The organism is Streptomyces sp. NPDC089424, from assembly GCF_044749345.1.
Lineage (GTDB): Bacteria > Actinomycetota > Actinomycetes > Streptomycetales > Streptomycetaceae > Streptomyces.
In genome coordinates this window covers 1-22,708 of record NZ_JBIVHU010000009.1, presented here as the reverse complement: position 1 = coordinate 22,708, position 22,708 = coordinate 1, and the positions used below count along the sequence as shown (strand labels likewise).

Sequence of the window (22,708 nt, the reverse complement as noted above, 5' to 3'; positions counted from 1 at the left end):
ATGGCCACCCTCCCCAACGCCCTGCCGAAGCTCGCCGCCGACCCCACCGGCCGTACCCTCGGTCTCGGCCTGCCGCCCGGCAAGGTGATCGGCACCCTCCTCTGGCACGCGGACACGGCCGCGACCCCGGCCGGCTGGGCGGCGCTGGGCGAGGCCCGCGCGGCGGGGCTCGTCCCGCTGCTCCTGGACTTCGGCTCCCAGGGCGGTCCCGAGGGCTGGGAGCTGATGCCCGGCGAGACCTCGTACCCCGGGGATCACGACCCGGAGGAGGTGCTGGCCGAGTACTGGGAGGACCTGGCGGACGACGACTGGCCGGGCCTCGCGTCCGTGCCCGAAGCCACCGACGCCGACCCCGACGCGGTGGCCGCGGAGCTCGCCGCGCACCTCCTGACGGACGGGACCTGGCTCAAGGAACCCCGCCTCGCCCTGGTCCCGGCGCGCCGCAGCGCGGACATCGCGGCGGCCATCGGCTGGTCGGGCCCCGTCAACCACGAGGGGGACGTCGCCCGCCTCTGCGCGGTGCTCCGCTCCTGGGAGGACCGCTTCGGCGTCCGCGTCGTCGCGCTCACCTTCGACCAGCTGATCGTCTCCGTCGCGACGCCGCCCACCACCGCCGACGCGGCGCGGGCGGTGGCGGCCGAGCACTACGCCTTCTGCCCGGACAACGTCGACCAGTCCGGCTTCCCCACATCGGACGCCTACGCCGAGCAACTCGTCGGCCGGGAAATCTGGTCCTTCTGGTGGGACTGACCCACATCCGGCACGAGAACGGGGCGACACGATGAGCGACAAGGCCAGAAAGCTGTTCGAGGCACTCGACCTGGACGGGAACGGCATCCTGACCCGCGAGGAGGTCATCACCGCCCTGCGCACCAAGGGCCCGACGCTGGCCGCCTCGGGCCTGCTGCCGTTCTGGGGCGTGCAGGACGCCGACGCCTCCTCCGCGCTGTTCGACGCGGCGGACCAGAACGGCGACGCCGTCCTCACCCTGGAGGAGTTCTCCACGGTCGTGGACCGCCGATTCGGCTGGCGCTGACATCTGTCGTCCCTGGTGCGACGCTGGAGTCAGCAGGTGACCGAGGGAACTCGGGAGGCCCGATGGGACGTGACGTCCCGGCGGTCGTCTTCACCCGTGAGGACCGCCGCCGGTACCGGATCAAGGTGCAGCAGTGCCTCGAGGCCTTCGCGTCGATGCTGCGCGAGGCACGGTTCGAGTCGGAGCGTCCACAGGTCGGTCTGGAGATCGAGCTGAATCTGGTGGACGACGACGCCGAGCCGGCGATGCGCAACAGCGACGTACTGGAGGCGATCGCGGACCCGGCGTGGTCCACGGAGCTGGGTCGGTTCAATCTGGAGATCAACGTCCCGCCCCGCCGGCTGACCGAGGGCGGCCCGGACTCCTGGGAGTCCGAGGTCCGTGCCGCGCTCAACCACGCCGACGAACGCGCCAGGTCGGTCGGCGCGCATCTGATCATGATCGGCATCCTGCCCACCCTCCAGCAGGAGCACGTCGGTGAGCGCGCGCTCTCGGAGAACCCCCGCTACCGGCTGCTCAACGACCAGGTCTTCGCGGCCCGCGGCGAGGACCTGCGCATCGAGGTGGACGGCGTCGACCGGCTGCGGACGTACGCCGACACGATCACGCCGGAAGCCGCGTGCACGAGCACCCAGTTCCACCTCCAGGTCTCGCCGGAGGAGTTCCCCGCCTACTGGAACGCCGCGCAGGCCGTCTCCGGGATCCAGGTCGCGCTGGCGGCCAACGCACCGTTCCTGTTCGGCAAGGAGCTGTGGCACGAGACCCGTATCCCCCTGTTCGAACAGGCGACCGATACGCGTCCGCAGGAGATCAAGGTGCAGGGGGTGCGCCCCCGGGTGTGGTTCGGCGAGCGGTGGATCAACAGCGTCTTCGACCTCTTCGAGGAGAACCTGCGCTACTTCCCCGCCCTGCTGCCCCTGTGCGACGACCAGGACCCCCTGGAGACGCTGGAGCAGGGCGACATCCCCGAGCTCGGCGAACTCACCCTGCACAACGGCACCGTCTACCGCTGGAACCGTCCCGTCTACGCCATCGCCCACGACAAGCCCCACGTGCGGGTGGAGAACCGGGTGCTGCCCGCCGGCCCGACCGTCGCGGACACCCTCGCCAACGGCGCCTTCTACTACGGCCTGACCCGCGCCCTGGTGGAGGAGGAGAGGCCCGTGTGGTCCCGGATGTCCTTCGCGGCGGCCGAGGAGAACCTGCACACCGCGGCCCGCCACGGCATCGACGCCCGGCTGTACTGGCCCGGGATGGGCGAGGTCCCGGTGTCCGAACTCGTCCTGCGGCGGCTGCTCCCCCTCGCCCACCGGGGTCTGGAGCTCTCCGGCATGGACGACGCCTGGCGCGAGCCCCTGCTCGGCATCATCGAGCAGCGGTGCGTCACCGCCCGCAACGGCGCCCTCTGGCAGAAGGAGATGTTCCACCAGGTGGCGTCCGCCGCCTCCGGCCGGCACGAGGCTCTGCGCCGGATGACGCAGCTCTACATCGACTACATGCACCTCAACGCCCCGGCCCACACCTGGCCGGTCGACTGACGCCACGTCGCGACAAGCCCTAGCCGGTCACGGCCGGATCCCACTTCTCGGCCCCCGGCGGGAACTGGAATCCCGGGCGCCCGTTGTTGCCGCTCGTACGGAACGGCCTGCCCCCGTCGTCGACGACCAGCGTGCCGTGCCGGTCCCCGCTGGTCCAGGTCAGCTCCAGATACCAGCGCACGTCGTACGCCGAGGCGTCGGCCGTCACCCGCAGCACCTCCGGGTCCGACTCGCTCACCTTGAGCGGGAAGTCCCGCTGCCCGGCCCCGGCCACCACCTCGGGCCGCGCCCCGTCGAGGGCGACGGTGAACGGCCGCGTCGGCACGTCACCACCGCAGCCCACGCCCATCGTGTAGTCGTTCCAGGCGAGCGGCGTGTCCTTGCCGACCACCCGGACCTTCATCCCGTCCAGCACCACCGTCCGCGCCCCGCTGCCCTGCACGGTCAGCGTCACCAGCTGCTCCCCCGCGGAGACCGCGCCGTACGCCGACACCCAGGCGGGCGCGTCCTGCTCCACCGGCGGCGGCCCGACCTCCCCGGCCGGCCGATCGATCAGATAATGCTGCGAGCAGGGGTCCTCCCAGGTGTACGGCCGTACCGTCACGTTCAGCGGCGGCTCGGCGTCCGCCTCCTGCGCGCCGGTACTCGGCCCCGACGAGCCCGGAGCGGGAGAGGTGGGCGCCGCGGGCTCGGCGTCGGGCGAGGCGGACGCCGACGCGGACGCGGACGTGGTCGGCGACGACCTGGCAGGCGGCTCGGAGACGTCGTGCGGCGCGGCGGCCCCCACGGGACCGGGCCGCCCCCCGTCGCCCGAGCCCCCGCCGGAGGACACGGTCACGGCGAGCACGACGGCACCGAGCACGGCGGCGACCGCGGCGGCGCCGAGCAGCACGGCACGCCGCCGCGGCCGACGCGTCACCCCGCCCGCGCCCCGATCACGCACCTCGGCACCGTCCTCGTCGGGCGCCTCAGGAGCGACCGCCCCCGCGACCCCGCTCCCCTGCCGCCCCCGCCGCGCATCGGCCAGCACCCACCGCCGGTGCAGTTCGACCAGTTCCTCGGGCGAGGCCTTGCACACCCGGGCCAGCCGCTCCACGGGCGCGTAGTCCGCCGGAACGGCCTCCCCGTTGCAGTACCGGTGCAGCGTCGACGTGCTCACGTGGAGCCGCTTGGCGAGCACTCCGTAACTCAGCCCCGAACGGTCCTTCAACCCCCGCAGAAGCTCCGCGAACTCGCCCGCAGCCGTGCCTTCCGACACCGTCCCGCCACCCCCGTATCCCGTTCCCGCGTTCCAGGCAACGGCCGTTCCACCAGGTCAGACCCCTTGCGGCCGTTCCACCGTCCCTGATCGCCCGCCGGCTGTGGCGGCCGGGACGGATCACGACCCAAGCTCTGGTCATCCAAGCACGCCGCTCCCGGCAGACGGTCGAGCGGCGGCCGTAGACCAGCTCACACGGACAAGGAACCAGCCATGCGCACCTTCCGCCGCACCCGCCTGCTCGCCGCCACCGGTATCGCCCTGACGACCCTCGCCCTCACGGCATGCGACAACGGCACGGGCACCCGGGACGAGGGCAGCGCCCCCCGGCCGACCCCGACGTCCACCACACCGGCGCCCGCCACCGCGCACCCGTCCTCGGACCCGGCACAGGACGCCGAGGCGGCCCCGCAGCAGCCCCGCCGCACGAGCGACTCCACGCACACCTCCCAGGCGTCCGCCCCGCGCATGGCCATCTGCAACGGCGCCAACACCGAGGTCACCGCCCAGCCGGTCCCGCGCCCGCTGAACCACATGCTGCTGACGGTCACCAACACCGGCTCGAAGCCGTGCACGCTGATGTACTACCCGGTGCTCCGCTTCGACGAGATGCAGTGGGTCCCCCAGCCGATCGCGGGCACCAAGCCGCAGGCCGTCCCGACCCTGGCCCCCGGAGCGTCCGGCTACGCCGGAGTCCTCCTGTCGGCCGCAGACGGCAGCGGCGACGGCGGCACCACCGCCGAGCGCCTCACGATCGCCTTCCAGGGCAGGACCCCGAACAGCTCCGGCGGCGCCTCCGCGACGCCCGCCCTGCCGGCCGAGGGCGTCTACTACGACAGCTCCCTGCGGGTCACCTACTGGCAGTCCACACAGGAGGACGCTCTCTCCTAGTCCCGGCTCAGCTTCTGGGCCACCTCGGTGGCCCAGTAGGTGAGGATGTTCCGCGCCCCGGCCCGCTTGATACCGGTCAGCGTCTCCAGGATCGCCCGGTCCCGGTCGATCCAGCCCTTCTCGGCGGCGGCCTCGACCATCGCGTACTCACCGGAGATCTGATACGCGGCGACCGGCACGTCCACCGCGTCCGCGACCCGCGCCAGCACGTCCAGATAGGGCCCGGCAGGCTTCACCATCACCATGTCGGCCCCCTCCTCCAGATCGAGAGCGAGCTCGCGCATCGACTCCCGGACGTTGGCGGGATCCTGCTGATACGTCTTCCGGTCCCCCTGCAACGACGAGGCGACGGCCTCCCGGAACGGCCCGTAGAACGCGGAGGCGTACTTGGCGGTGTACGCCAGCACGGCCACGTCCTCGCGCCCGATCTGGTCCAGCGCGTCCCGGACGACCCCGATCTGCCCGTCCATCATCCCGCTCGGGCCCACCACATGGGCCCCGGCGTCGGCCTGGACCCGGGCCATCTCGGCGTACCGCTCCAGGGTGGCGTCGTTGTCCACGCGCCCGAACTCGTCCAGCACACCGCAGTGCCCGTGATCGGTGGTCTCGTCGAGACACAGATCGGACATGACGAGCAGCTCGTCCCCCACCTCGGCCCGCACATCGCGCAGAGCCACCTGGAGAATCCCGTCGGGATCCGTCCCCGGCGTCCCGACCGCGTCCTTCTTCGCGTCCTCCGGCACCCCGAACAGCATGATCCCGGAGATCCCGGCAGCCACGGCCTCGGCAGCGGCCTTCTTCAGGCTGTCCCGGGTGTGCTGCACGACCCCGGGCATGGAGGCGATGGCCACCGGTTCGCTCACGCCCTCCCGCACGAACGCGGGCAGGATGAAGTCGGCCGGATGCAACCGGGTCTCGGCGACCATGCGCCGCATGACGGGAGTGGTCCGCAGCCGCCGCGGCCGCGCACCGGGAAAGGAACCGTACGTCGTCATGCGCTCTACGCTACGCCCGCCCACACCGGGCATTTGCCGACGCTACGTCGGCGCAAAGCCCGTTGAAGCCGCACCCGCGCACGGCGGGAGTGACCGATTCCGCGCCGTTCCGAGGACGGACACCCCCCGACCCGCCCCCGACGAGACGAGCACCCCCCGCGCGCCGGCAACCCCCCACCGGACGAGCACAGGCGCCGCAGGCATGCCACGGGCGCGCCACCCCAACGGCGACGCGCCCGAACACCACCACACTGAGCCCTAGGTCGTACGCCGGCGCCGAGCCCCCGGCCTCCGCTCACTGGGCCGAGTCACCGGATCCCCCGCCTCCAGCGCCGCGGCCCGCCGCCGCATCCCGAAGTCGGCCAGCGCCTCCGCCAGCTTGTGCACGGACGGCTCCGGAGCCATGACGTCCACCCGAAGCCCGTGCTCCTCGGCGGTCTTGGCCGTGGCGGGACCAATACAGGCGATCACGGTCACGTTGTGCGGCTTCCCGGCGATACCCACCAGGTTCCGCACCGTGCTCGACGACGTGAAGAGCACGGCGTCGAACCCACCCCCCTTGATCGCCTCCCGCGTCTCCGCCGGCGGCGGCGACGCCCGCACGGTCCGGTACGCCGTGACGTCGTCGACCTCCCACCCGAGCTCGATCAGCCCGGCGACCAGCGTCTCCGTGGCGATGTCGGCCCGCGGCAGGAAGACCCGGTCGATCGGGTCGAAGACGGGGTCGTACGGCGGCCAGTCCTCCAGCAACCCCGCCGCCGACTGCTCCCCGCTCGGCACCAGATCCGGCTTCACACCGAACGCGACGAGCGCCTTCGCCGTCTGCTCCCCCACCGCGGCGACCTTGATCCCCGCGAAGGCCCGGGCGTCGAGCCCGTACTCCTCGAACTTCTCCCGCACGGCCTTGACCGCGTTCACCGAGGTGAAGGCGATCCACTCGTACCGCCCGGTCACCAGCCCCTTGACCGCCCGCTCCATCTGCTGAGGCGTCCGCGGCGGCTCGACGGCGATCGTCGGCACCTCGTGCGGCACGGCCCCGTACGACCGCAGCTGGTCGGAGAGCGAGGCCGCCTGCTCCTTGGTACGCGGCACGAGCACCTTCCAGCCGAACAGCGGCTTGGACTCGAACCACGACAACTGCTCACGCTGAGCCGCGGCGGAACGCTCCCCGACCACGGCTATCACGGGCCGCCCGCCCTCCGGCGAGGGCAGCACCTTCGCCTGCTTCAGCGTCTGCGCGATCGTCCCGAGCGTCGCGCTCCACGTCCGCTGCCGCGTCGTGGTCCCCGCGACCGTCACGGTCATCGGCGTATCCGGCTTGCGCCCCGCCGACACCAGCTCACCGGCGGCGGCCGCCACGGAGTCGAGCGTGGTCGACACGACCACGGTCCCGTCCGACGCCCCGACCTCGGTCCAGCACCGGTCCGACGCCGTCCGGGCGTCGACGAACCGGACGTCCGCCCCCTGCGCGTCCCGCAACGGCACACCGGCGTACGCCGGCACCCCGACCGCGGCCGCGACACCGGGCACGACCTCGAACGGAACACCCGCCGCGGCGCAGGCGAGCATTTCCTCGGCGGCGTACGTATCAAGTCCCGGGTCCCCGGACACCGCACGGACGACCCGCCTGCCGCCCCGCGCGGCCTCCATGACAAGATGTGCGGCATCCCGCACCGCGGGGACGACGGTTGCTGACGTACCGTCAACAACCGTCAGCTGAGGCGTGCCTGAGCCCGGATTGAGGTCCGACGAAGGACCCGGCTCCGTGTTCACGACGGTGACGCCCGGCCGGGCGTGCGTACGCACCACGTCGAGCACCTCGTGCTCGGCGACCAGTACGTCCGCACGCGCCAGCGCCTCGACGGCGCGCAGAGTCAGCAGTCCCGGATCCCCGGGTCCGGCACCGAGAAAGGTGACGTGCCCGTGTTCCGGACCGGCGGCGGGAAGGGTGGTGGGGCTCACTGTGCTCGCTCCCCCATAAGACCGGCCGCGCCCTGGGCGAGCATCTCGGCGGCGAGTTCGCGGCCGAGTGCCACTGCCCGGTCGTGCGTATCGGGCACGGGACCGGTGGTGGACAGCTGCACCGTACGGGAGCCGTCGGTCGTGCCGACGACGCCCCGCAGGCGCATTTCCTTGACAATCTGCCCGTCGGCCAGCAGGTCGGCGAGCGCGCCCACGGGGGCGCTGCAACCGGCCTCCAGGGCGGCGAGCAGGGACCGCTCGGCGGTCACGGCGACCCGGGTGAACGGGTCGTCGAGCTCACCGAGCACGGCGATCAGGTCCGCGTTGTCCGCGGCGCACTCGATCGCCAGGGCCCCCTGGCCGGGGGCGGGCAGAACCGTGTCGACCGACAGGAAGTCGGTCACCTCGTCGATCCGGCCGATCCGCTGCAGTCCGGCGGCGGCCAGGACGACGGCGTCGAGCTCGCCCTTGTGGACGTACCCGATCCGGGTGTCGACGTTGCCGCGGATCGGCACCGTCTCGATGTCCAGGCCGTGCCCGCGCGCGAACGCGTTCAGCTGCGCCATCCGGCGCGGCGAACCGGTACCGATGCGGGCCCCGCGCGGCAGGTCGGTGAACTTCAGCGCGTCCCGGGCGACGATCACGTCCCGCGGGTCCTCACGCAGCGGGACGGCGGCCAGCGCCAGGTCCTCGGGCTGCGTGGTCGGCAGGTCCTTCAGCGAGTGCACGGCGAAGTCGACGTCGCCGCGCAGCAGCGCGTCGCGCAGCGCGGTCACGAAGACACCCGTGCCGCCGATCTGCGCGAGGTGCTCGCGCGAGACGTCGCCGTACGTGGTGATCTCGACGAGCTCGACAGGCCGTCCGGTCACCTGGCTCACGGCTTCCGCCACCTGCCCGGACTGGGCCATGGCGAGCTTGCTCCGCCTCGTCCCCAGCCTCAGTGCCTTCTCCGTCATGCCGGCCCTCGGTTCTGTTCGGTCTTCTCCATGCTTTCCTCGGCGCGGGAGACGGAGGCCACCGTCTCGGGGTCGAGGTCGAACAGGGTCCGCAGCGCGTCCGCGTACCCGGCACCGCCGGGCTCGGCGGCGAGTTGCTTCACCCGTACGGTCGGCGCGTGCAGCAGCTTGTCGACGACCCGGTGCACGGCCTGCCGGATCTCGCCGCGCTGCTTGTCGTCCAGGCCGGGCAGGCGCCCGTCCAGCCGGGCGATCTCACCGGCCACGACGTCGGCGGCCATCGTCCGCAGCGCGACCACGGTCGGCGTGATGTGCGCGGCCCGCAGGGCGGCCCCGAACGCCGCCACCTCGTCGGAGACGATGTGGCGGACCTGGTCGACGTCGGCCGCCATCGGGGCGTCCGCGGACGCCTCGGCCAGCGACTCGATGTCGACGAGCCGCACGCCGGCCAGCCGGTGCACGGCCGCGTCGATGTCCCGCGGCATCGCGAGGTCGAGCAGGAAGAGGGCCGGCTCGGGGCGCGGCACCTCGGCGACCGGCTCGGGCTTGCGGCGCTCGGGGATCCGTCCGGCGGTGGCCACGGTCGCGGCCAGCGCGGTGATCAGCTCGGGCGTCACCTCGGGGCTGCGGCGCGCCGCCTCCCGCCGCTCGACGGCGCTGCCGGCGGCCCACGCGGCGTGCTGCTCCAGCGTCGCCGCGTCCATGCCGGCCACAGCGGCCTCCCCCATCACGGAGAAGCCGGGCGCGGTCAGGTCGAGGGGGCAGTTCTCGTCGGTGCCCACCGAGGCGGGCGGCAGCGGCGTCTGCGATACGTCCGTCCGCGGCGTCGCGGGGGACCCGGCGGCGCCCTGCGCACGCTCTTCGACGTGCGCGGGGCGGCCGGTGCGGCCCTCGACGGCGGCCGCGATCTCCTCCGCCTGCAGCACCAGTCCGGTGGCGCCGGTGCAGGAGACCGCGATGTCGGCACGTGTCAGCTCGTCCCGCACCGCGTCCATCGGTACCGCCCGGGCCACCACGTCCGTGTCGTCGGCCTGGTTCAGGATCTGCGCGAGCCGCTCGGCCCGGTCGAGGGTGCGGTTCGCGACGACGACCTCGCCGACCCCGGCCCGCGCCAGCGTCGCCGCGGCCAGCGAGGACATCGATCCGGCGCCGATCACCAGTGCCCGCTTGCCCCGCGCCCACTTCTCCACGGGCGCGCCGGAGGTCAGCTGCTCCAGGCCGAAGGTGACCAGGGACTGCCCGGCCCGGTCGATGCCGGTCTCGGTGTGGGCGCGCTTGCCGACCCGCAGCGCCTGCTGGAACAGGTCGTTCAGCAGCCGTCCGGCGGTGTGCAGGTCCTGCGCGCGGGCCAGCGAGTCCTTGATCTGGCCGAGGATCTGCCCCTCGCCGACGACCATCGAGTCCAGCCCGCACGCCACCGAGAACAGGTGGTGGACGGCCCGGTCCTCGTAGTGCACGTACAGGTACGGAGTGAGCTCGTCCAGGCCGACCCCGCTGTGCTGGGCGAGCAGGGTGGACAGCTCGGCGACACCGGCGTGGAACTTGTCCACGTCGGCGTACAGCTCGATCCGGTTGCAGGTGGCGAGCACCGAGGCCTCGGTGGCCGGTTCGGCGGCGACCGTGTCCTGCACCAGCTTGGCCTGGGCGTCCGTGGTCAGCGCGGCCCGCTCCAGCACGCTCACCGGAGCACTGCGGTGACTCAGTCCGACGACGAGCAGACTCATGCCGGCATCACGGCGGGTACGTCCCCGTCGGGTCCCTTGTCGGCGGACTGCTTGCGCGCGACGGCGGCCGGAACAGCGGCGTCGGACGCCGCCGCGGCCTCCTCGCCGGCCTTGCGCTGCTCGTGGAAGGCGAGGATCTGCAGCTCGATGGAGAGGTCCACCTTGCGTACGTCGACGCCGTCCGGCACCGACAGCACGGTCGGCGCGAAGTTCAGGATGGAGGTGACGCCGGCGGCGACGAGCCGCTCGCACACCTGCTGGGCGGCGCCCGCGGGGGTCGCGATCACGCCGATCGACACGCCGTTGTCCTGGATGATCTTTTCCAGGTCGTCGGTGTGCTGGACCGGGATCCCGGCGACGGCGCGTCCGGTGAGCGCGGGGTCGGCGTCGATGAGGGCGGCGACCCGGAACCCACGGGAGGCGAACCCGCCGTAGTTGGCGAGGGCGGCGCCCAGGTTGCCGATACCGACGATCACGACCGGCCAGTCCTGGGTGAGGCCGAGTTCACGGGAGATCTGGTAGACGAGATACTCGACGTCGTACCCGACACCACGGGTGCCGTACGAGCCGAGGTAGGAGAAGTCCTTACGGAGCTTCGCGGAGTTGACCCCGGCCGCGGCCGCCAGTTCCTCGGACGAGACCGTGGGTACCGAGCGCTCCGACAGTGCGGTGAGGGCTCGTAGGTACAGCGGAAGACGGGCGACGGTGGCCTCGGGAATCCCTCGGCTACGGGTCGCCGGTCGGTGAGTTCGGCCAGTTGCCACGGTGCTCCTGCGGGTAGAGCGGGGCTTCGGGCGGTCATACGTCCCCGGACCGCCCCGTCGAATGCAGGCTATGTCTTTGTGAACGCGTGCACAAAGATGGTGTCCGATTTGCCCGGCCAACGTGACCGGGGTCACGCGCGCTCCGTGAGGGGGCGAGAGGGGGGCCACAAGCGAACACTCTCCTGAAAAGTTCCCGCCCCCGAGACCAGGTCGCCATCGATCCTAAGGCAGACCGGGCACCCGGTCCCGCCGTCGGCTACTCGGGAGTCAGTCGAGGGGCTACTCGCCGGTCACCCCGCGAGCGCCTTGCGGAGGCGGTCCTCGTCCACGCGCCAGAACGTGTGCTGCTCGCCGTCCACCAGGACGACGGGGATCTGTTCCCAGTACTTGTCGTGGAGTTCCTCGTCCTGCGTGATGTCCTTCCGCTCCCACGACACACCGAGGTCGGCACAGACCTTCTCGATCACGATCTGTGCGTCATCACACAGATGGCAGCCGGGCTTGCGGACGAGGGTCACCAGGCGCTCCCGGCGCGCGGCGGCGGGTGCTTCGCCCGAGGTGGCGGGCTTGCGGCGGAAAATCGGGCTCATGCCCGCCATTGTCGCGCCACGCGGGGTCGTTGTTTAACGGCCCGGACGCGGAGAGTTCACGGTGTCCCAACCTCTCGACTCCGGAACCTCCGAACAAAATGGCTATGCTCACGCCATGGCCGCTCTCGGATGGCTCACTCCCCGTAGGCGCTCCGCCACGGCGCGGAGCGTGTTGGCAGGCGAGGCCGCGGCGGAAGCCGCGCGCAAGACACAGGACACCTCCGTCGTCGCCGGCGGTGGCGAGCCGGTGTTCCCCGTGCACGGCGACGACCGGGCCGCCGCCTTCTTCGACCTCGACAACACCGTGATGCAGGGTGCCGCGCTGTTCCACTACGGGCGCGGGCTGTACAAGCGGAAGTTCTTCGAGACCCGCGACCTCGCGAAGTTCGCGTGGCAGCAGGCGTGGTTCCGGCTGGCCGGGTTCGAGGACCCGGACCACATGCAGGACGTGCGCGAGTCGGCCCTGTCGATCGTGAAGGGGCATCGGGTCGCCGAGCTCCAGTCGATCGGCGAGGAGATCTACGACGAGTACATGGCCGTGCGGATCTGGCCGGGGACCCGGGCGCTGGCGCAGGCACATCTGGACGCCGGGCAGAAGGTGTGGCTGGTGACGGCCGCCCCGGTGGAGATCGCGCAGGTCATCGCGCGCCGCCTGGGACTGACGGGAGCGCTCGGAACCGTGGCGGAGTCCGTGAGCGGCGTCTACACGGGCAAGCTCGTCGGCGAGCCGCTGCACGGCCCGGCCAAGGCCGAGGCGGTGCGGGCACTGGCCGCGGCGGAGGAACTGGACCTGACGCGCTGCGCGGCGTACAGCGACTCCCACAACGACATCCCGATGCTCTCCCTGGTGGGGCACCCCTACGCCATCAATCCCGACAGCAAGCTGCGCAAGCACGCCCGGGAGAAGGACTGGCGGCTGCGGGACTACCGCACCGGGCGCAAGGCGGCGAAGGTCGGCATCCCGGCCGCCGCCGGGGTGGGCGCCGTCGCGGGCGGCACCGCCGCGGCGATCGCCCTGCACCGCCGCCGGCGCTAGCGGACCCGGATCGCCCCTCACCGACGTACCCGTCGCACCTGAGCGGGCACGGGCGGCGCCTCGTCGCGCCGCCAGGCGGGACGAGGCGGCCACAGGAGCAACGGCGGGCACATTCGAAACGCCGGGCAATCCAGTCCCTGTACCCACGCGACGCCACACCCAGTCCTCCATCCTGCACCCGGCCACAACACGCCCCGTACCGACCCCGAAGTTGAGCCCATTCGATCAACAAGCGGTCACTCTCCGGCACTTGATCAGCCGTCAATCGGTTACAGAAGCGACGTAATCGATGATTTGAGCAACTGGGCGTAGCAGTGCCTGTACGAAGCGTTATTCTCCTCAGACGCAATCCGGTACCCCTCTCGTCGCTACGACGAGTGAAAGGTCCCGCACTGCACGTGATGGAAGCTCTGCCTCTGGGAGTCCCGTGTACCCACACGTCGGGGTTGACGCCTCGGGCCTGGCTACGCTGCGCGCAACGGTCCTGGACCTGTTGCGCGGCTTCGTCCCCACCGCGTACGCCGTCCCCGCATTCACCACCGCCGCGCCGGTCGGCCCGTGCTACGCACTGGCCGACGGCAGCGCCGCGGTCGGCAGACGAGGCCGCGCCGCCGGTGCGGCCACCGCACGGCGTCCGGCCGCCGACAGCGACAGCGCCCGGATGATGGACCTCGTGGAGCGCGCCCAGGCCGGCGAGGCCGACGCGTTCGGCCGGCTCTACGACCAATACAGCGACACCGTGTACCGCTACATCTACTACCGGGTGGGCGGCAAGGCGACCGCCGAGGACCTGACGAGCGAGACCTTTCTGCGCGCCCTGCGCAGGATCGGCACGTTCACCTGGCAGGGCCGTGACTTCGGCGCCTGGCTGGTCACGATCGCGCGGAATCTGGTCGCCGACCACTTCAAGTCCAGTCGGTTCCGGCTGGAAGTGACCACCGGCGAGATGCTCGACGCCAACGAGGTCGAACGCTCGCCCGAGGACTCGGTACTGGAGTCCCTCTCCAACGCCGCACTGCTGGACGCGGTGCGCCGACTCAACCCTCAGCAGCAGGAGTGCGTGACGCTCCGCTTCCTCCAGGGTCTGTCGGTCGCCGAGACGGCCCGCGTGATGGGCAAGAACGAGGGCGCCATCAAGACGCTGCAGTACCGCGCCGTGCGCACCCTCGCCCGCCTGCTCCCCGAAGACGCCCGCTGAGCCCCACCACCGAACGCACACGCTCCGCGATCCCCAACTCACCCTCGGTGAAAGACTGTTGACTTCGCCGCCCGTTCCTCCTCCGTCCGTAACCCAAGTGCCGCGCCGCTCGTTGTGCGGGATGCAGGCTCCCTGTGGTCACTCCCTGGCCGACTCCGATCCCTCGATCGTGTGGTTGTGGCCGGGGCGTGCAACCCTCAGGACCCCCTGGGGAGTCGACCGTCATGACGAGAGGAGGTGCCGCCAGTGATCGCGAACGTATCGGCGCACCGGCGGGCGAACGCCTTCGCCCAGGCCCTGGAGGAGCAGTCCGATCGGGGCACGGCGGCCGAGCAGTCCGAGGAATCGGCCCCGGCTGCTACGGAACAACCGACCGAACAGGGCCGATTGTTGGCCCTCACGGTCGGTCTTGGCGCATTGCCGAAGCCGGAGCTGGATCCCGAGGTCAAGGTGGTCCAGCGGGCGCAACTGGTGGCTCAGTTCGAAGCGATGCTCCAGGGCGGCGGGATCTCCGATCCCGCGCTGCCCGAGCAGCGCACCGTGCGGGGCCGCGGGGCCCACAGGGCCACTCCGCTGGGCAAGTTCCGTCCACGTACCCGCCTGGCCAAGGGCCTCACGGCCGGGGGCCTCAGCGTGGGCGTCGCCGCCGGCGCCTTCGGCGGAGTCGCCGCCGCCAGCGGCGAGGCCCTGCCCGGGGACTCGCTGTACGGGCTGAAGCGCGGCATCGAGGACTTCAAGCTCGGCCTGGCCGACGGCGAGGACGAACGCGGGCAGGTGTACCTCGACCACGCCTCCACCCGGCTGAGCGAGGCCCGCCGCCTGATGGAGCGCGGCCGCAGCGGACCTCTCGACCACGAGTCGCTCGGTGAGATCCGCCGCGCCCTGTCCGGGATGACGCACGACGCCTCCGAGGGCCACCGGCTGCTCACCGCGGCGTACGAGCGCGACCCGGAGTCGCTGGGCCCCATCCAGGCCCTCTCCGCGTTCTCCGACTCGCATCGGGACGCGTGGGGCGCCCTGCGCGAGCGGCTTCCGGTGCAGCTCGGGGACGTCAGTGAGCAGGTGTCGTCGGTCTTCGACGCCATAGACCAGGAAGTCGCCCCGCTGCAGTCCCTGCTGCCGCAGCCCCCTGTCCAGGGGGGCAGCAGCGAGGACAGCAAGAGGCGCGGCCCCGGCAGCGGGCCCGCCACGGGTGCCACCGAGTCCGGGCGCGGCTCGACACCACCCAGCAGCGGCAGCGGCTCCACGGACGCCGGCGACACCGGCAGCGAGGGCCCCAGCCGGTCCGCCGAGACCGATGAGGAGTCCGACGGACTGCTCGGTGGCAACACCGGCGGGCTGCTCGACCCGCCGAAGGACGCCGGCAGCGCCTCCCCGTCGCAGACCAGGCCGCCGACGACCGCGCCCGACGTCACGGTGCCGCCGTTGCTCCCGGGCCTGCTGCCCGGGCTCGGCCTCGACGCCGAGGACGCCGAGTAATCTCCGCGTCGTACGACGAAGGGGCGCCCCTCCTGAGGGGCGCCCCTTCGTCGTACGGTCAGAACGGCCGGAAGAAGTCGGAGAAGTCAGAAGAAGTCAGAAGAAGACCGAGCGGCGCTGTACCAGCAGCTTGTACAGGGTGTGCTGGATCTGTTCCCTGACCTGGTCGGTCAGGTTGAACATCAGCATCGGGTCCTCGGCCGCCTCCGGCGGATAGCCGTCCGTGGGGATCGGCTCGCCGAACTGGATCGTCCACTTGGTGGGCAGGGGGATCGCGCCGAGCGGGCCCAGCCACGGGAAGGTGGGCGTCAGCGGGAAGTACGGGAAGCCCAGGAGCCGCGCGAGGGTCTTGGCATTGCCGAGCATCGGGTAGATCTCCTCCGCGCCCACGATCGAGCACGGGACGATCGGGGTGCCCTGGCGCAGCGCGGTCGAGACGAAGCCGCCCCGGCCGAACCGCTGGAGCTTGTAGCGCTCGCCGAACGGCTTGCCGATGCCCTTGAAGCCCTCCGGCATCACGCCGACGAGCTCGCCCTGCCCGAGGAGCCGCTCGGCGTCCTCCGCGCAGGCCAGGGTGTGACCCAGCTTGCGGGCGAGTTCGTTGACGACGGGGAGGACGAAGACCAGGTCGGCGGCGAGCAGCCGCAGATGGCGGCCGGCCGGATGATGGTCGTGCACGGCGACCTGCATCATCAGGCCGTCCAGCGGAACCGTGCCGGAGTGGTTGGCGACGATCAGGGCGCCGCCCTCGGACGGGATGTTCTCGATGCCCTTCACCTCGACCCGGAAGTACTTCTCGTACACCGGGCGCAGCAGCGACATCAGGACCTGGTCGGTCAGTTCGGCGTCGTAGCCGAAGTCGTCGACCTCGTAGTCGCCGGTCAGACGGCGGCGCAGGAAGGCCAGACCGGCGGCGACGCGCCGCTCGAGGCCTCCCTCGTCCGCGGACCGCTGCTCGCCCGGCTCGTCCGGGCGCTGTTCCTCGTGGGGCACGGGGACATCGTCCCGCGCGGGTGCCACGCCGGGCAGGGGCTGGACCTCGCCCACCTCGCCCGTCTCACGGACCCGTGCGGACTCCCCGCCGGGCCGCCGGCTGCCCCCGCTCCGGCCACGTCGCGGCGGCCGCTGCACGGCGCTCCCACGGGACCGGTCGTCGTCGAACGGAATGACCTTGGCGTCCGCCATCGTTGATGCGCTCCTCAGTTGGCGCTCTGAGTCGTGGGCCGACCGCCGCCCGCGACGGGCAGCGCGGCGATCCGGTCGACGGCCCCCGCGAGGGCCTCGGGCGGCAGGAGTCCGGGCCCGCGGCTGCCCGCGAAGTCCGCAAACGTTTCCGCAGTGGTGTACTTGGGCTGGAATCCCAGCGTCTCGCGCATCTGGGTCGTGTCCACCACCCGGCCATGGGTCAGCAGTCGGATCTGCTCCGGTGAGAAGTCCGTCATGCCCAGGGTACGCACCAGAGAGCCGGCCCACGTGACGGCGGGCAGCAGCAGCGGCATCGTGGGGCGGCCGAGCCGCCGGGAGCACTGGGAGAGCAGCAGGACGCCGTCGCCGGCGATGTTGAACGTGCCGCTGTTGAGGGTGCCGCGGCGCGGCTCGTGCGAGGCGATCCGCAGCACCTCGATCACGTCGTCCTCGTGCACGAACTGCAGCCGGGGGTCGTAGCCGAGGACGGTCGGCAGGACGGGCAGCGAGAAGTACGAGGCGAGCGGCGATTCCGCGCCGGGGCCGAGGATGTTGGCGAGCCGCAGCACGCACACCGCGACGTCCGGCCGGCGGCGCGCGAACCCGCGCACGTACCCCTCGACCTCCACCGTGTCCTTGGCGAAGCCGCCGCTGGGCAGCGACTTGGGCGGGGTCGTCTCGCTGAAGACGGCCGGGTCGCGGGGCGCGGAGCCGTAGACGTTGGTGCTGGACTTCACCACCAGCCGCCGTACGGTCGGGGACTTCTGGCACGCGCCGAGCAGCTGCATGGTGCCGATGACGTTGGTCTCCTTGACCGTGGCCCGGTTGCCGCTGCCCAGGGCGGTCGCGGTGACGTCCATGTGGACGACCGTGTCGGCGGCGGTCTCGGCCAGCACGCGCGCGATGGTGGGCTGGCGGATGTCGGCCCGGATGAAGTCCGCGCCGCCCAGATGGTGCTCGGGCGGTACCGCGTCCACGGCGACGACCCGCTCCACTTCGGGGTCCCGCTGGATCCGTCGTACGAACCGGCCCCCCAGCTGACGGGCCACTCCGGTCACGAGCACGACCTTGCCCACGATCCGCGCCTTCCTTCCAGCCCTCGTACCGCTGTCGAGTTCCCCGTCTGCGGCCAACCTAGCGGTTGGTTGTTGCGCTGTGATGACCGCCCACTGCACCACGTGACGGGAAATCACCGTCGTACGAACAGGCTCTCGCGCCCGCCGGGCGGGCCTACGCGCGGGGCTCGTTCGCCCGGGACATGCGTGTGGCCCCCCACCGGACGGGGTGGGGGGCCACAGCCACGCTTTCGCGGCGTTGCGGTGCGTCGATCTACCGCTGGTGTTGCTTTCTCAGCGGCTACTTCTTGTTACGACGCTGAACGCGCGTGCGCTTGAGCAGCTTGCGGTGCTTCTTCTTGGCCATCCGCTTGCGCCGCTTCTTGATAACAGAGCCCACGACTACCCTCGCTCACTTCTCATCACTCGGTGTTTGGGCGCCATGGGCCCACACGACCTACGAGGGGCTAGCCTACCCGCCCGAGCGCTGAGGTCGTAATCGAGGTGCTCGGGGAGATCGGAAAGTGCCCTGAGCCGATCTCCCCGAGTCGTCGTCAGGCGGTTTCCACCCCCACATAGCTGTCGCGGAGGTACTCGTGAACCGCGTTCTCGGGGACGCGGAAGGACCGCCCCACCCTGATCGCGGGCAGATGACCGCTGTGCACCAAGCGGTACACGGTCATCTTCGACACTCGCATCACCGCGGCGACCTCCGCCACGGTAAGGAACTGAACCTCACTCAGAGGCCTCTGATCTCCAGCTGCAGCCATGACACACCTGAACCTTCCGCACTCGACTCGACGGCCACCGGCTTCCCCTTCCGGTGACTCTTCGTCGCTGCGTGCTCACTCCCCAGACTAGGGGCGGGTGATGCGAGTGGGGAAGAGGTGCACCTATCGGCGGCCTACTGTGACAGACACGCCCGATTGAGTACGTAGCGGGTAAGCGGCCGGTAGTAATCGGACCGCACAGCGTCATCGACCGGCACGACGACGGCCACGCGCCCTTCGGCCTCGCCGACGAACGGGGCCGGGTCGTCCGTATCGGCCAGGCCGATGGCCTCGAACCCCAGCTGACCTGCGCCGCAGACCCATCCGTGGTCCCCGACGACCAGCTCGGGAAGGGTCCCGCCGGCCTCGGCGACGGCACCCAGAACGGTACGAACCGGCAGGGGGGAATGGGTGTGTGCGCCGGTCGCACAACCGGGACCGGGCGCGCCGGGTGCCCGCACCATCGCGACGCCCCGTACGTAATCGAGGCGGTGCGTGCGTACGCCGAACCTAGTCGTTATGTCGACAGAGCGACCCTTCGCGGGAGTGAGGACGGCACATCCCGCCGCCGACATCGCGTCCGCGAGAGCGCCGTAGAAACCGAGCAATCGGTGCGGATGACCGGTCCCGAACAACACGGGAGCACCACGCTGCGCGACGGCGGCGAGCCGATCGGAGAACGCCTCCAGAGCGGCGAGGGTCAGTTCCGGGTCAATCACATCCTGGCCGGAAACGCACCGAGGATCAGCGGATACCCCACACCTCTGCGCCATCAGTCCGATCAAATCCCGCTCGGTCCAGGCCCATTCAGGATCGATCCCGATCAACAACCGGGGATCGCGCGCCGCGAATCCCCGGTAGCTCCGCAGGCTCACTTCCCGGGAGGTCGCCACGGCCCCGGCCAGCCGAACGGCGAGAAGGTACGCGCGGAGATCGGACCGGGGGATCGTGGGGGTCGGCATGGGAGGATGGTGGCCGATGGAAGTGGCGGCCGGGGGCCGGAACGGGGATACGGGGCTCGGTCGGAGTAACGGCGCCACACCGTTCCTACGCCAGCAACCCGCGCAACGGGAAAACCGCCCGCCGCGTGGCCAGCACGGCCTGGTCCAGGCGATCGGCAGGGTCGTACCCGGCCTCCCAGTCCCCCCACTCCACGGGCCACCGCCCGTCGGTCATCCGCCCCGGCGCCAACTGCCGGGTGCGGGCGAAGACCTCCTGCCGCCACTCCTCGGGAACCACCGTCTCGGGCGCCACCTCCCGCCCGGCGGCGATCGCCACCAGATGGGTCCAGGACCGGGGCACCACGTCCACCACCGCGTAGCCACCCCCGCCCAGGGCCACCCAGCGCCCCTCGGCGTACTCGTGCGCCAGCTCATGGCAGGCGACCTGGACGGCCCGCTGAGCGTCCAGCGACACCGCGAGATGCGCCAGCGGATCCTCGAAATGCGTATCGGCCCCGTGCTGCGTCACCAGCACCTGCGGCCGGAACTGCGCGACCAGCTCCGGCACCACCGCGTGGAAGGCCCGCAGCCACCCGGCGTCCCCCGTCCCGGCCGGCAACGCCACGTTCACCGCCGTCCCCGCCGCGGCCCCGTCCGCTCCCGTCTCCTCCGGCCATCCGGTCTGCGGAAACAGGGTCCGGGGATGCTCGTGCAGCGAGATCGTCAGGACCCGCGGATCCTCCCAGAACGCGGCCTGCACCCCGTCCCCGTGATGCACGTCGACGTCCACGTAGACGACCCGTTCCGCCCCCAGCTCCAGCAGCCGGGCGATGGCCAGCGAGGCGTCGTTGTAGATGCAGAACCCCGACGCCGCCGCCGGCATCGCGTGGTGCAGTCCGCCCGCGAAGTTCACCGCGTGCAGGGCGTCCCCCCGCCACACCGCCTCCGCCGCGCCCACCGACTGCCCGGCGATGAGCGCCGACACCTCGTGCATCCCGGCGAACGCCGGATCGTCCAGGGTCCCCAGCCCGTACGACTGGTCGGCCGACCGCGGATCCTCCGACGCCGCCTTCACCGCCGCGACGTAGTCCTCGCGGTGGACCAGCCGCAACGTCGACTCCCCCGCCGCCTTCGCCGCGACGACCTCGATCCGGCGATCGAGCCCGAACGCCTCGACCAGTCTCCGGGTCAGCGACAGCCGGACCGGATCCATCGGATGGTCCGGCCCGAAGTCATAGCCCGTTACTGCCTCGTCCCACATCAGCTGTGCGCGGCCGCTCATGCCCGCCACCGTATCGGTCCGGTTGAGCGGCGAACGACCGGGCGTACACGAGTGTCACCAGCACCAACACCATCGGTACGAGCATCGCCCCCCGGTAGCTCCAGGCGTCCCCCAACGCCCCCACCAACGGCGAACCGATCAAAAACCCCACATAGTTGAAGACATTGAGCCGCGCCACGGCCGCGTCCGAAGCCCCCGGGAACAACCTGCCGCCCGCCGCGAACGTCTGCGGAACCAGCACGCACAACCCCAGCCCCAGCAACGTGAACCCGACCATCCCGACCCACGCCCCGGGAGCCCCCGCCACCACCGCGAACCCCGCCGCGGCGACCACCGCCCCACCCCGGACCACCCCGACGGCACCGAACCGCCGCACCCCGAAGTCCCCCAGGGCCCGCCCCACCAGCGTGGTGACCATGTAGACGTTGTACGGAACCGTCGCCATCTGCTCCGAGCTCCCCAGCACGTCCTGCAAGTACTTCGCGCTCCAGTTGGAGACGGTCGCGTCCCCGATGTAGGCGAAGGTCATCACCAGGCACAACGGCAGCAACGCCCGGAAGACGACACCCCCCGCCTCGCCGGAACCCGCGCCCTCCCCCCCAACCGCCTTGCCGCGACCGCCGTCGACGTACCACCGGCTCCCCAGCAACGCGGCCGGCAGCAGCACCCCCACCGCCGGCAGATACGACACCACCAGCGCCAGCTCTTCGTGCGCCCCCACCCACGCCAGCGAGGCCCCCACGATCCCCCCGAGGCTGTACGCGGCGTGGAACCCGAGCATGATGCTGCGCCCGTACGACAGTTGCAGGCTCACCCCGAGCATGTTCATCGAGGCATCCAGAGCCCCCACGGCCAGGCCGAACGCGGCGAGCGCCACCGCCAGCTCCACCATCCGCTCCCCGGCGCCCACGCCGAGCAGCGCCAGCAGCACCACGGGCTGGGACCACCGCAACACCGAGCTGGGCGGCACCCGCTTCACCAGCCGCTCGGTCGCCACGCTCCCGACCCCCGCCAGCACGGGCACCGCGGCCAGGAACGCCGGCAGCAACGCGTCGGAGACCCCGTACCGGTCCTGGATCGCCGGGATACGCGTCACCAGCAGAGCAAAGGCGACGCCCTGGGCGAAGAAGCCGAACGCCAACGAGGCTCTACCGCGCCGCAGCTCACGAGTCATGGCGGCGAGCGTAGGGCCCCGGCGTACCGCTGGGTATATCCAGCCAAAGATGAATTTCCCTCAGCTTCCCCCTGCACGTCGGATGAGCAGCTCAGGCAACTCCCCCATGTCACCGAAGAGTCCAGTGGCCCCACTCAGTCTGGCCGCCGGCGTCATGGCCGTGAACCCGTAGACGTCCATCCCGGCCGCGACCGCCGCCTGCACCCCCAGCCGACTGTCCTCGACGACCACGCACCGCTCGGGCGGGACCCCCATCCGCTCGGCCGCGTGCAGGAACAGATCGGGCGCCGGCTTCCCCCGCCCGACATCCTCGGAACTGAAGATCCGCCCCTCGTCGAACCACCGCTCCAGCCCGGCCGCCCGATGCCCCACCCGAATCCGCTCATGACTCCCCGACGAGGCCACGCAGTACGGCACACCCTCCGCGGCCAGCTTCCCGAGGACGTCCACCGCGCCGGGCACCGCCTTCAACTCCCGCTCGAACGCGGCGAAGACCCGACCGTGAAAGACGTCGTCGAAGTCCCGCGGCAACCGCTGTCCGGTCCGCTCCGCGATCATGTCGTGGACGCGGTGCATGGCCGCGCCCATGTAGTCACGCAGGGAGTCCTCGTAGGAGGTCGGATGCCCGAGCTCGGTGAGGTACGCGGCGAGCAGCCGGTTGGAGAGCGGCTCACTGTCGACGAGCACGCCGTCGTTGTCGAAGATCACCAAGTCATAGCGCATAACTGAACCCTAAACGCAGAAAGCCCCGCATCCGAAGATGCGGGGCTTTCCCAAAAATTGTTCGGCGGCGTCCTACTCTCCCACAGGGTCCCCCCTGCAGTACCATCGGCGCTGAAAGGCTTAGCTTCCGGGTTCGGAATGTAACCGGGCG

The 22,708-nt window shown here is 71.4% G+C and carries 22 protein-coding genes and 1 rRNA gene; 7 read left to right on the top strand and 16 right to left on the bottom strand.

Going from position 1 to position 22,708, the window contains the following annotated elements; genetic code table 11:
• The 3 genes from ACIP2X_RS31030 to ACIP2X_RS31020 all read left to right on the top strand — a co-directional run bounded on the left by ACIP2X_RS31030 (nt 1) and on the right by ACIP2X_RS31020 (nt 2,574).
• On the top strand, nt 1-750 hold the full coding sequence (locus ACIP2X_RS31030; RefSeq protein WP_401679322.1) for a DUF4253 domain-containing protein: 750 nt from the start codon (nt 1-3) through the stop codon (nt 748-750).
• Nucleotides 751-781: 31 nt separating this feature from the next.
• The gene (locus ACIP2X_RS31025; protein WP_401679319.1) at nt 782-1,036 is read left to right on the top strand and encodes an EF-hand domain-containing protein; all 255 of its coding nucleotides are present in this window, start codon (nt 782-784) and stop codon (nt 1,034-1,036) included.
• Nucleotides 1,037-1,098: 62 nt separating this feature from the next.
• Nucleotides 1,099-2,574 (top strand): glutamate--cysteine ligase, encoded by a 1,476-nt coding sequence (locus ACIP2X_RS31020; protein ID WP_401679316.1) that lies wholly within the window; start codon nt 1,099-1,101, stop codon nt 2,572-2,574.
• Between the two features lie 19 nt (nt 2,575-2,593).
• Here ACIP2X_RS31020 and ACIP2X_RS31015 read toward each other — a convergent pair whose 3' ends face one another.
• On the bottom strand, nt 2,594-3,832 hold the full coding sequence (locus ACIP2X_RS31015) for a helix-turn-helix domain-containing protein (protein ID WP_401679314.1): 1,239 nt from the start codon (nt 3,830-3,832) through the stop codon (nt 2,594-2,596).
• Nucleotides 3,833-4,045: 213 nt separating this feature from the next.
• Between ACIP2X_RS31015 and ACIP2X_RS31010 the strand changes: the two genes are divergently transcribed.
• A complete protein-coding gene (locus tag ACIP2X_RS31010) occupies nt 4,046-4,723 on the top strand; it encodes a DUF4232 domain-containing protein (RefSeq protein WP_401679311.1) in 678 nt (225 codons plus the stop codon).
• Here the strand turns inward: ACIP2X_RS31010 and hemB are convergent.
• From hemB to ACIP2X_RS30980, 6 genes are all read right to left on the bottom strand, one after another.
• Nucleotides 4,720-5,718, bottom strand: a complete 999-nt coding sequence (gene hemB, locus ACIP2X_RS31005; protein WP_401679308.1) for a porphobilinogen synthase — start codon at nt 5,716-5,718, stop codon at nt 4,720-4,722. The genes ACIP2X_RS31010 and hemB overlap by 4 nt on opposite strands.
• Before the next feature lie 258 nt (nt 5,719-5,976).
• Nucleotides 5,977-7,680 (bottom strand): uroporphyrinogen-III synthase, encoded by a 1,704-nt coding sequence (locus ACIP2X_RS31000; RefSeq protein WP_401679305.1) that lies wholly within the window; start codon nt 7,678-7,680, stop codon nt 5,977-5,979.
• Nucleotides 7,677-8,636, bottom strand: a complete 960-nt coding sequence (gene hemC, locus ACIP2X_RS30995) for a hydroxymethylbilane synthase (RefSeq protein ID WP_401679302.1) — start codon at nt 8,634-8,636, stop codon at nt 7,677-7,679. The genes ACIP2X_RS31000 and hemC overlap by 4 nt, the downstream gene beginning before the upstream one ends.
• Nucleotides 8,633-10,360 carry a glutamyl-tRNA reductase gene (locus ACIP2X_RS30990; RefSeq protein WP_401679299.1) on the bottom strand — a complete coding sequence of 576 codons (1,728 nt, stop codon included), beginning with the start codon at nt 10,358-10,360 and terminating at the stop codon, nt 8,633-8,635. The genes hemC and ACIP2X_RS30990 overlap by 4 nt, the downstream gene beginning before the upstream one ends.
• On the bottom strand, nt 10,357-11,124 hold the full coding sequence (locus tag ACIP2X_RS30985) for a redox-sensing transcriptional repressor Rex (RefSeq protein ID WP_401679296.1): 768 nt from the start codon (nt 11,122-11,124) through the stop codon (nt 10,357-10,359). Before ACIP2X_RS30985 ends, ACIP2X_RS30990 begins: the two co-directional genes overlap by 4 nt.
• A 290-nt stretch (nt 11,125-11,414) precedes the next feature.
• Nucleotides 11,415-11,723: a glutaredoxin family protein gene (locus tag ACIP2X_RS30980; protein WP_401679293.1), complete on the bottom strand. Its 309-nt coding sequence runs from the start codon at nt 11,721-11,723 to the stop codon at nt 11,415-11,417.
• Between the two features lie 106 nt (nt 11,724-11,829).
• Here ACIP2X_RS30980 and ACIP2X_RS30975 point away from each other — a divergent pair, with 106 nt between their 5' ends.
• From ACIP2X_RS30975 to ACIP2X_RS30965, 3 genes are all read left to right on the top strand, one after another.
• Nucleotides 11,830-12,750 carry an HAD family hydrolase gene (locus ACIP2X_RS30975; RefSeq protein ID WP_401679290.1) on the top strand — a complete coding sequence of 307 codons (921 nt, stop codon included), beginning with the start codon at nt 11,830-11,832 and terminating at the stop codon, nt 12,748-12,750.
• Nucleotides 12,751-13,177: 427 nt separating this feature from the next.
• Complete coding sequence (locus ACIP2X_RS30970) at nt 13,178-13,948, top strand: ECF subfamily RNA polymerase sigma factor, BldN family (protein WP_401679287.1); 771 nt, start codon at nt 13,178-13,180, stop codon at nt 13,946-13,948.
• A gap of 246 nt (nt 13,949-14,194) precedes the next feature.
• Nucleotides 14,195-15,427 carry a DUF5667 domain-containing protein gene (locus ACIP2X_RS30965; RefSeq protein WP_401679284.1) on the top strand — a complete coding sequence of 411 codons (1,233 nt, stop codon included), beginning with the start codon at nt 14,195-14,197 and terminating at the stop codon, nt 15,425-15,427.
• A gap of 96 nt (nt 15,428-15,523) precedes the next feature.
• Here the strand turns inward: ACIP2X_RS30965 and ACIP2X_RS30960 are convergent, their stop codons facing one another.
• From ACIP2X_RS30960 to rrf, 9 genes are all read right to left on the bottom strand, one after another.
• Complete coding sequence (locus tag ACIP2X_RS30960; protein ID WP_401679281.1) at nt 15,524-16,612, bottom strand: lysophospholipid acyltransferase family protein; 1,089 nt, start codon at nt 16,610-16,612, stop codon at nt 15,524-15,526.
• A 14-nt stretch (nt 16,613-16,626) separates the two neighbouring features.
• The gene (locus tag ACIP2X_RS30955; protein WP_401679279.1) at nt 16,627-17,688 is read right to left on the bottom strand and encodes an NAD-dependent epimerase/dehydratase family protein; all 1,062 of its coding nucleotides are present in this window, start codon (nt 17,686-17,688) and stop codon (nt 16,627-16,629) included.
• Between the two features lie 280 nt (nt 17,689-17,968).
• Entirely contained in the window at nt 17,969-18,067 is a 99-nt protein-coding gene (locus ACIP2X_RS30950; protein WP_003948845.1) for a 30S ribosomal protein bS22, read from the bottom strand.
• 154 nt (nt 18,068-18,221) lie between these two features.
• On the bottom strand, nt 18,222-18,437 hold the full coding sequence (locus tag ACIP2X_RS30945; protein ID WP_189702413.1) for a helix-turn-helix domain-containing protein: 216 nt from the start codon (nt 18,435-18,437) through the stop codon (nt 18,222-18,224).
• Between the two features lie 134 nt (nt 18,438-18,571).
• Nucleotides 18,572-19,399 (bottom strand): phosphatase, encoded by an 828-nt coding sequence (locus tag ACIP2X_RS30940; protein WP_401679275.1) that lies wholly within the window; start codon nt 19,397-19,399, stop codon nt 18,572-18,574.
• 85 nt (nt 19,400-19,484) lie between these two features.
• Nucleotides 19,485-20,660 carry an acetoin utilization protein AcuC gene (locus ACIP2X_RS30935; RefSeq protein ID WP_401679272.1) on the bottom strand — a complete coding sequence of 392 codons (1,176 nt, stop codon included), beginning with the start codon at nt 20,658-20,660 and terminating at the stop codon, nt 19,485-19,487.
• The gene (locus ACIP2X_RS30930; protein ID WP_401679269.1) at nt 20,611-21,834 is read right to left on the bottom strand and encodes an MFS transporter; all 1,224 of its coding nucleotides are present in this window, start codon (nt 21,832-21,834) and stop codon (nt 20,611-20,613) included. The genes ACIP2X_RS30935 and ACIP2X_RS30930 overlap by 50 nt, the downstream gene beginning before the upstream one ends.
• A gap of 60 nt (nt 21,835-21,894) precedes the next feature.
• The gene (locus ACIP2X_RS30925) at nt 21,895-22,557 is read right to left on the bottom strand and encodes an HAD family hydrolase (protein ID WP_401679266.1); all 663 of its coding nucleotides are present in this window, start codon (nt 22,555-22,557) and stop codon (nt 21,895-21,897) included.
• Between the two features lie 59 nt (nt 22,558-22,616).
• A 5S ribosomal RNA gene (rrf, locus tag ACIP2X_RS30920) occupies nt 22,617-22,708 on the bottom strand; the annotation flags it as partial.

Excerpts from the sequence above, each read along its gene's own strand:
- ACIP2X_RS31030 (WP_401679322.1), top strand. The coding sequence starts at position 1 with ATGGCCACCCTCCCCAACGCCCTGCCGAAGCTCGCCGCCGACCCCACC.
- ACIP2X_RS31025 (WP_401679319.1), top strand. The coding sequence starts at position 782 with ATGAGCGACAAGGCCAGAAAGCTGTTCGAGGCACTCGACCTGGACGGG.
- ACIP2X_RS31020 (WP_401679316.1), top strand. The coding sequence starts at position 1,099 with ATGGGACGTGACGTCCCGGCGGTCGTCTTCACCCGTGAGGACCGCCGC.
- ACIP2X_RS31010 (WP_401679311.1), top strand. The coding sequence starts at position 4,046 with ATGCGCACCTTCCGCCGCACCCGCCTGCTCGCCGCCACCGGTATCGCC.
- hemB (WP_401679308.1), bottom strand. The coding sequence starts at position 5,718 with ATGACGACGTACGGTTCCTTTCCCGGTGCGCGGCCGCGGCGGCTGCGG.
- hemC (WP_401679302.1), bottom strand. The coding sequence starts at position 8,636 with ATGACGGAGAAGGCACTGAGGCTGGGGACGAGGCGGAGCAAGCTCGCC.
- ACIP2X_RS30990 (WP_401679299.1), bottom strand. The coding sequence starts at position 10,360 with ATGAGTCTGCTCGTCGTCGGACTGAGTCACCGCAGTGCTCCGGTGAGC.
- ACIP2X_RS30980 (WP_401679293.1), bottom strand. The coding sequence starts at position 11,723 with ATGGCGGGCATGAGCCCGATTTTCCGCCGCAAGCCCGCCACCTCGGGC.
- ACIP2X_RS30975 (WP_401679290.1), top strand. The coding sequence starts at position 11,830 with ATGGCCGCTCTCGGATGGCTCACTCCCCGTAGGCGCTCCGCCACGGCG.
- ACIP2X_RS30960 (WP_401679281.1), bottom strand. The coding sequence starts at position 16,612 with ATGGCGGACGCCAAGGTCATTCCGTTCGACGACGACCGGTCCCGTGGG.
- ACIP2X_RS30945 (WP_189702413.1), bottom strand. The coding sequence starts at position 18,437 with ATGGCTGCAGCTGGAGATCAGAGGCCTCTGAGTGAGGTTCAGTTCCTT.
- ACIP2X_RS30940 (WP_401679275.1), bottom strand. The coding sequence starts at position 19,399 with ATGCCGACCCCCACGATCCCCCGGTCCGATCTCCGCGCGTACCTTCTC.
- ACIP2X_RS30935 (WP_401679272.1), bottom strand. The coding sequence starts at position 20,660 with ATGAGCGGCCGCGCACAGCTGATGTGGGACGAGGCAGTAACGGGCTAT.
- ACIP2X_RS30930 (WP_401679269.1), bottom strand. The coding sequence starts at position 21,834 with ATGACTCGTGAGCTGCGGCGCGGTAGAGCCTCGTTGGCGTTCGGCTTC.
- ACIP2X_RS30925 (WP_401679266.1), bottom strand. The coding sequence starts at position 22,557 with ATGCGCTATGACTTGGTGATCTTCGACAACGACGGCGTGCTCGTCGAC.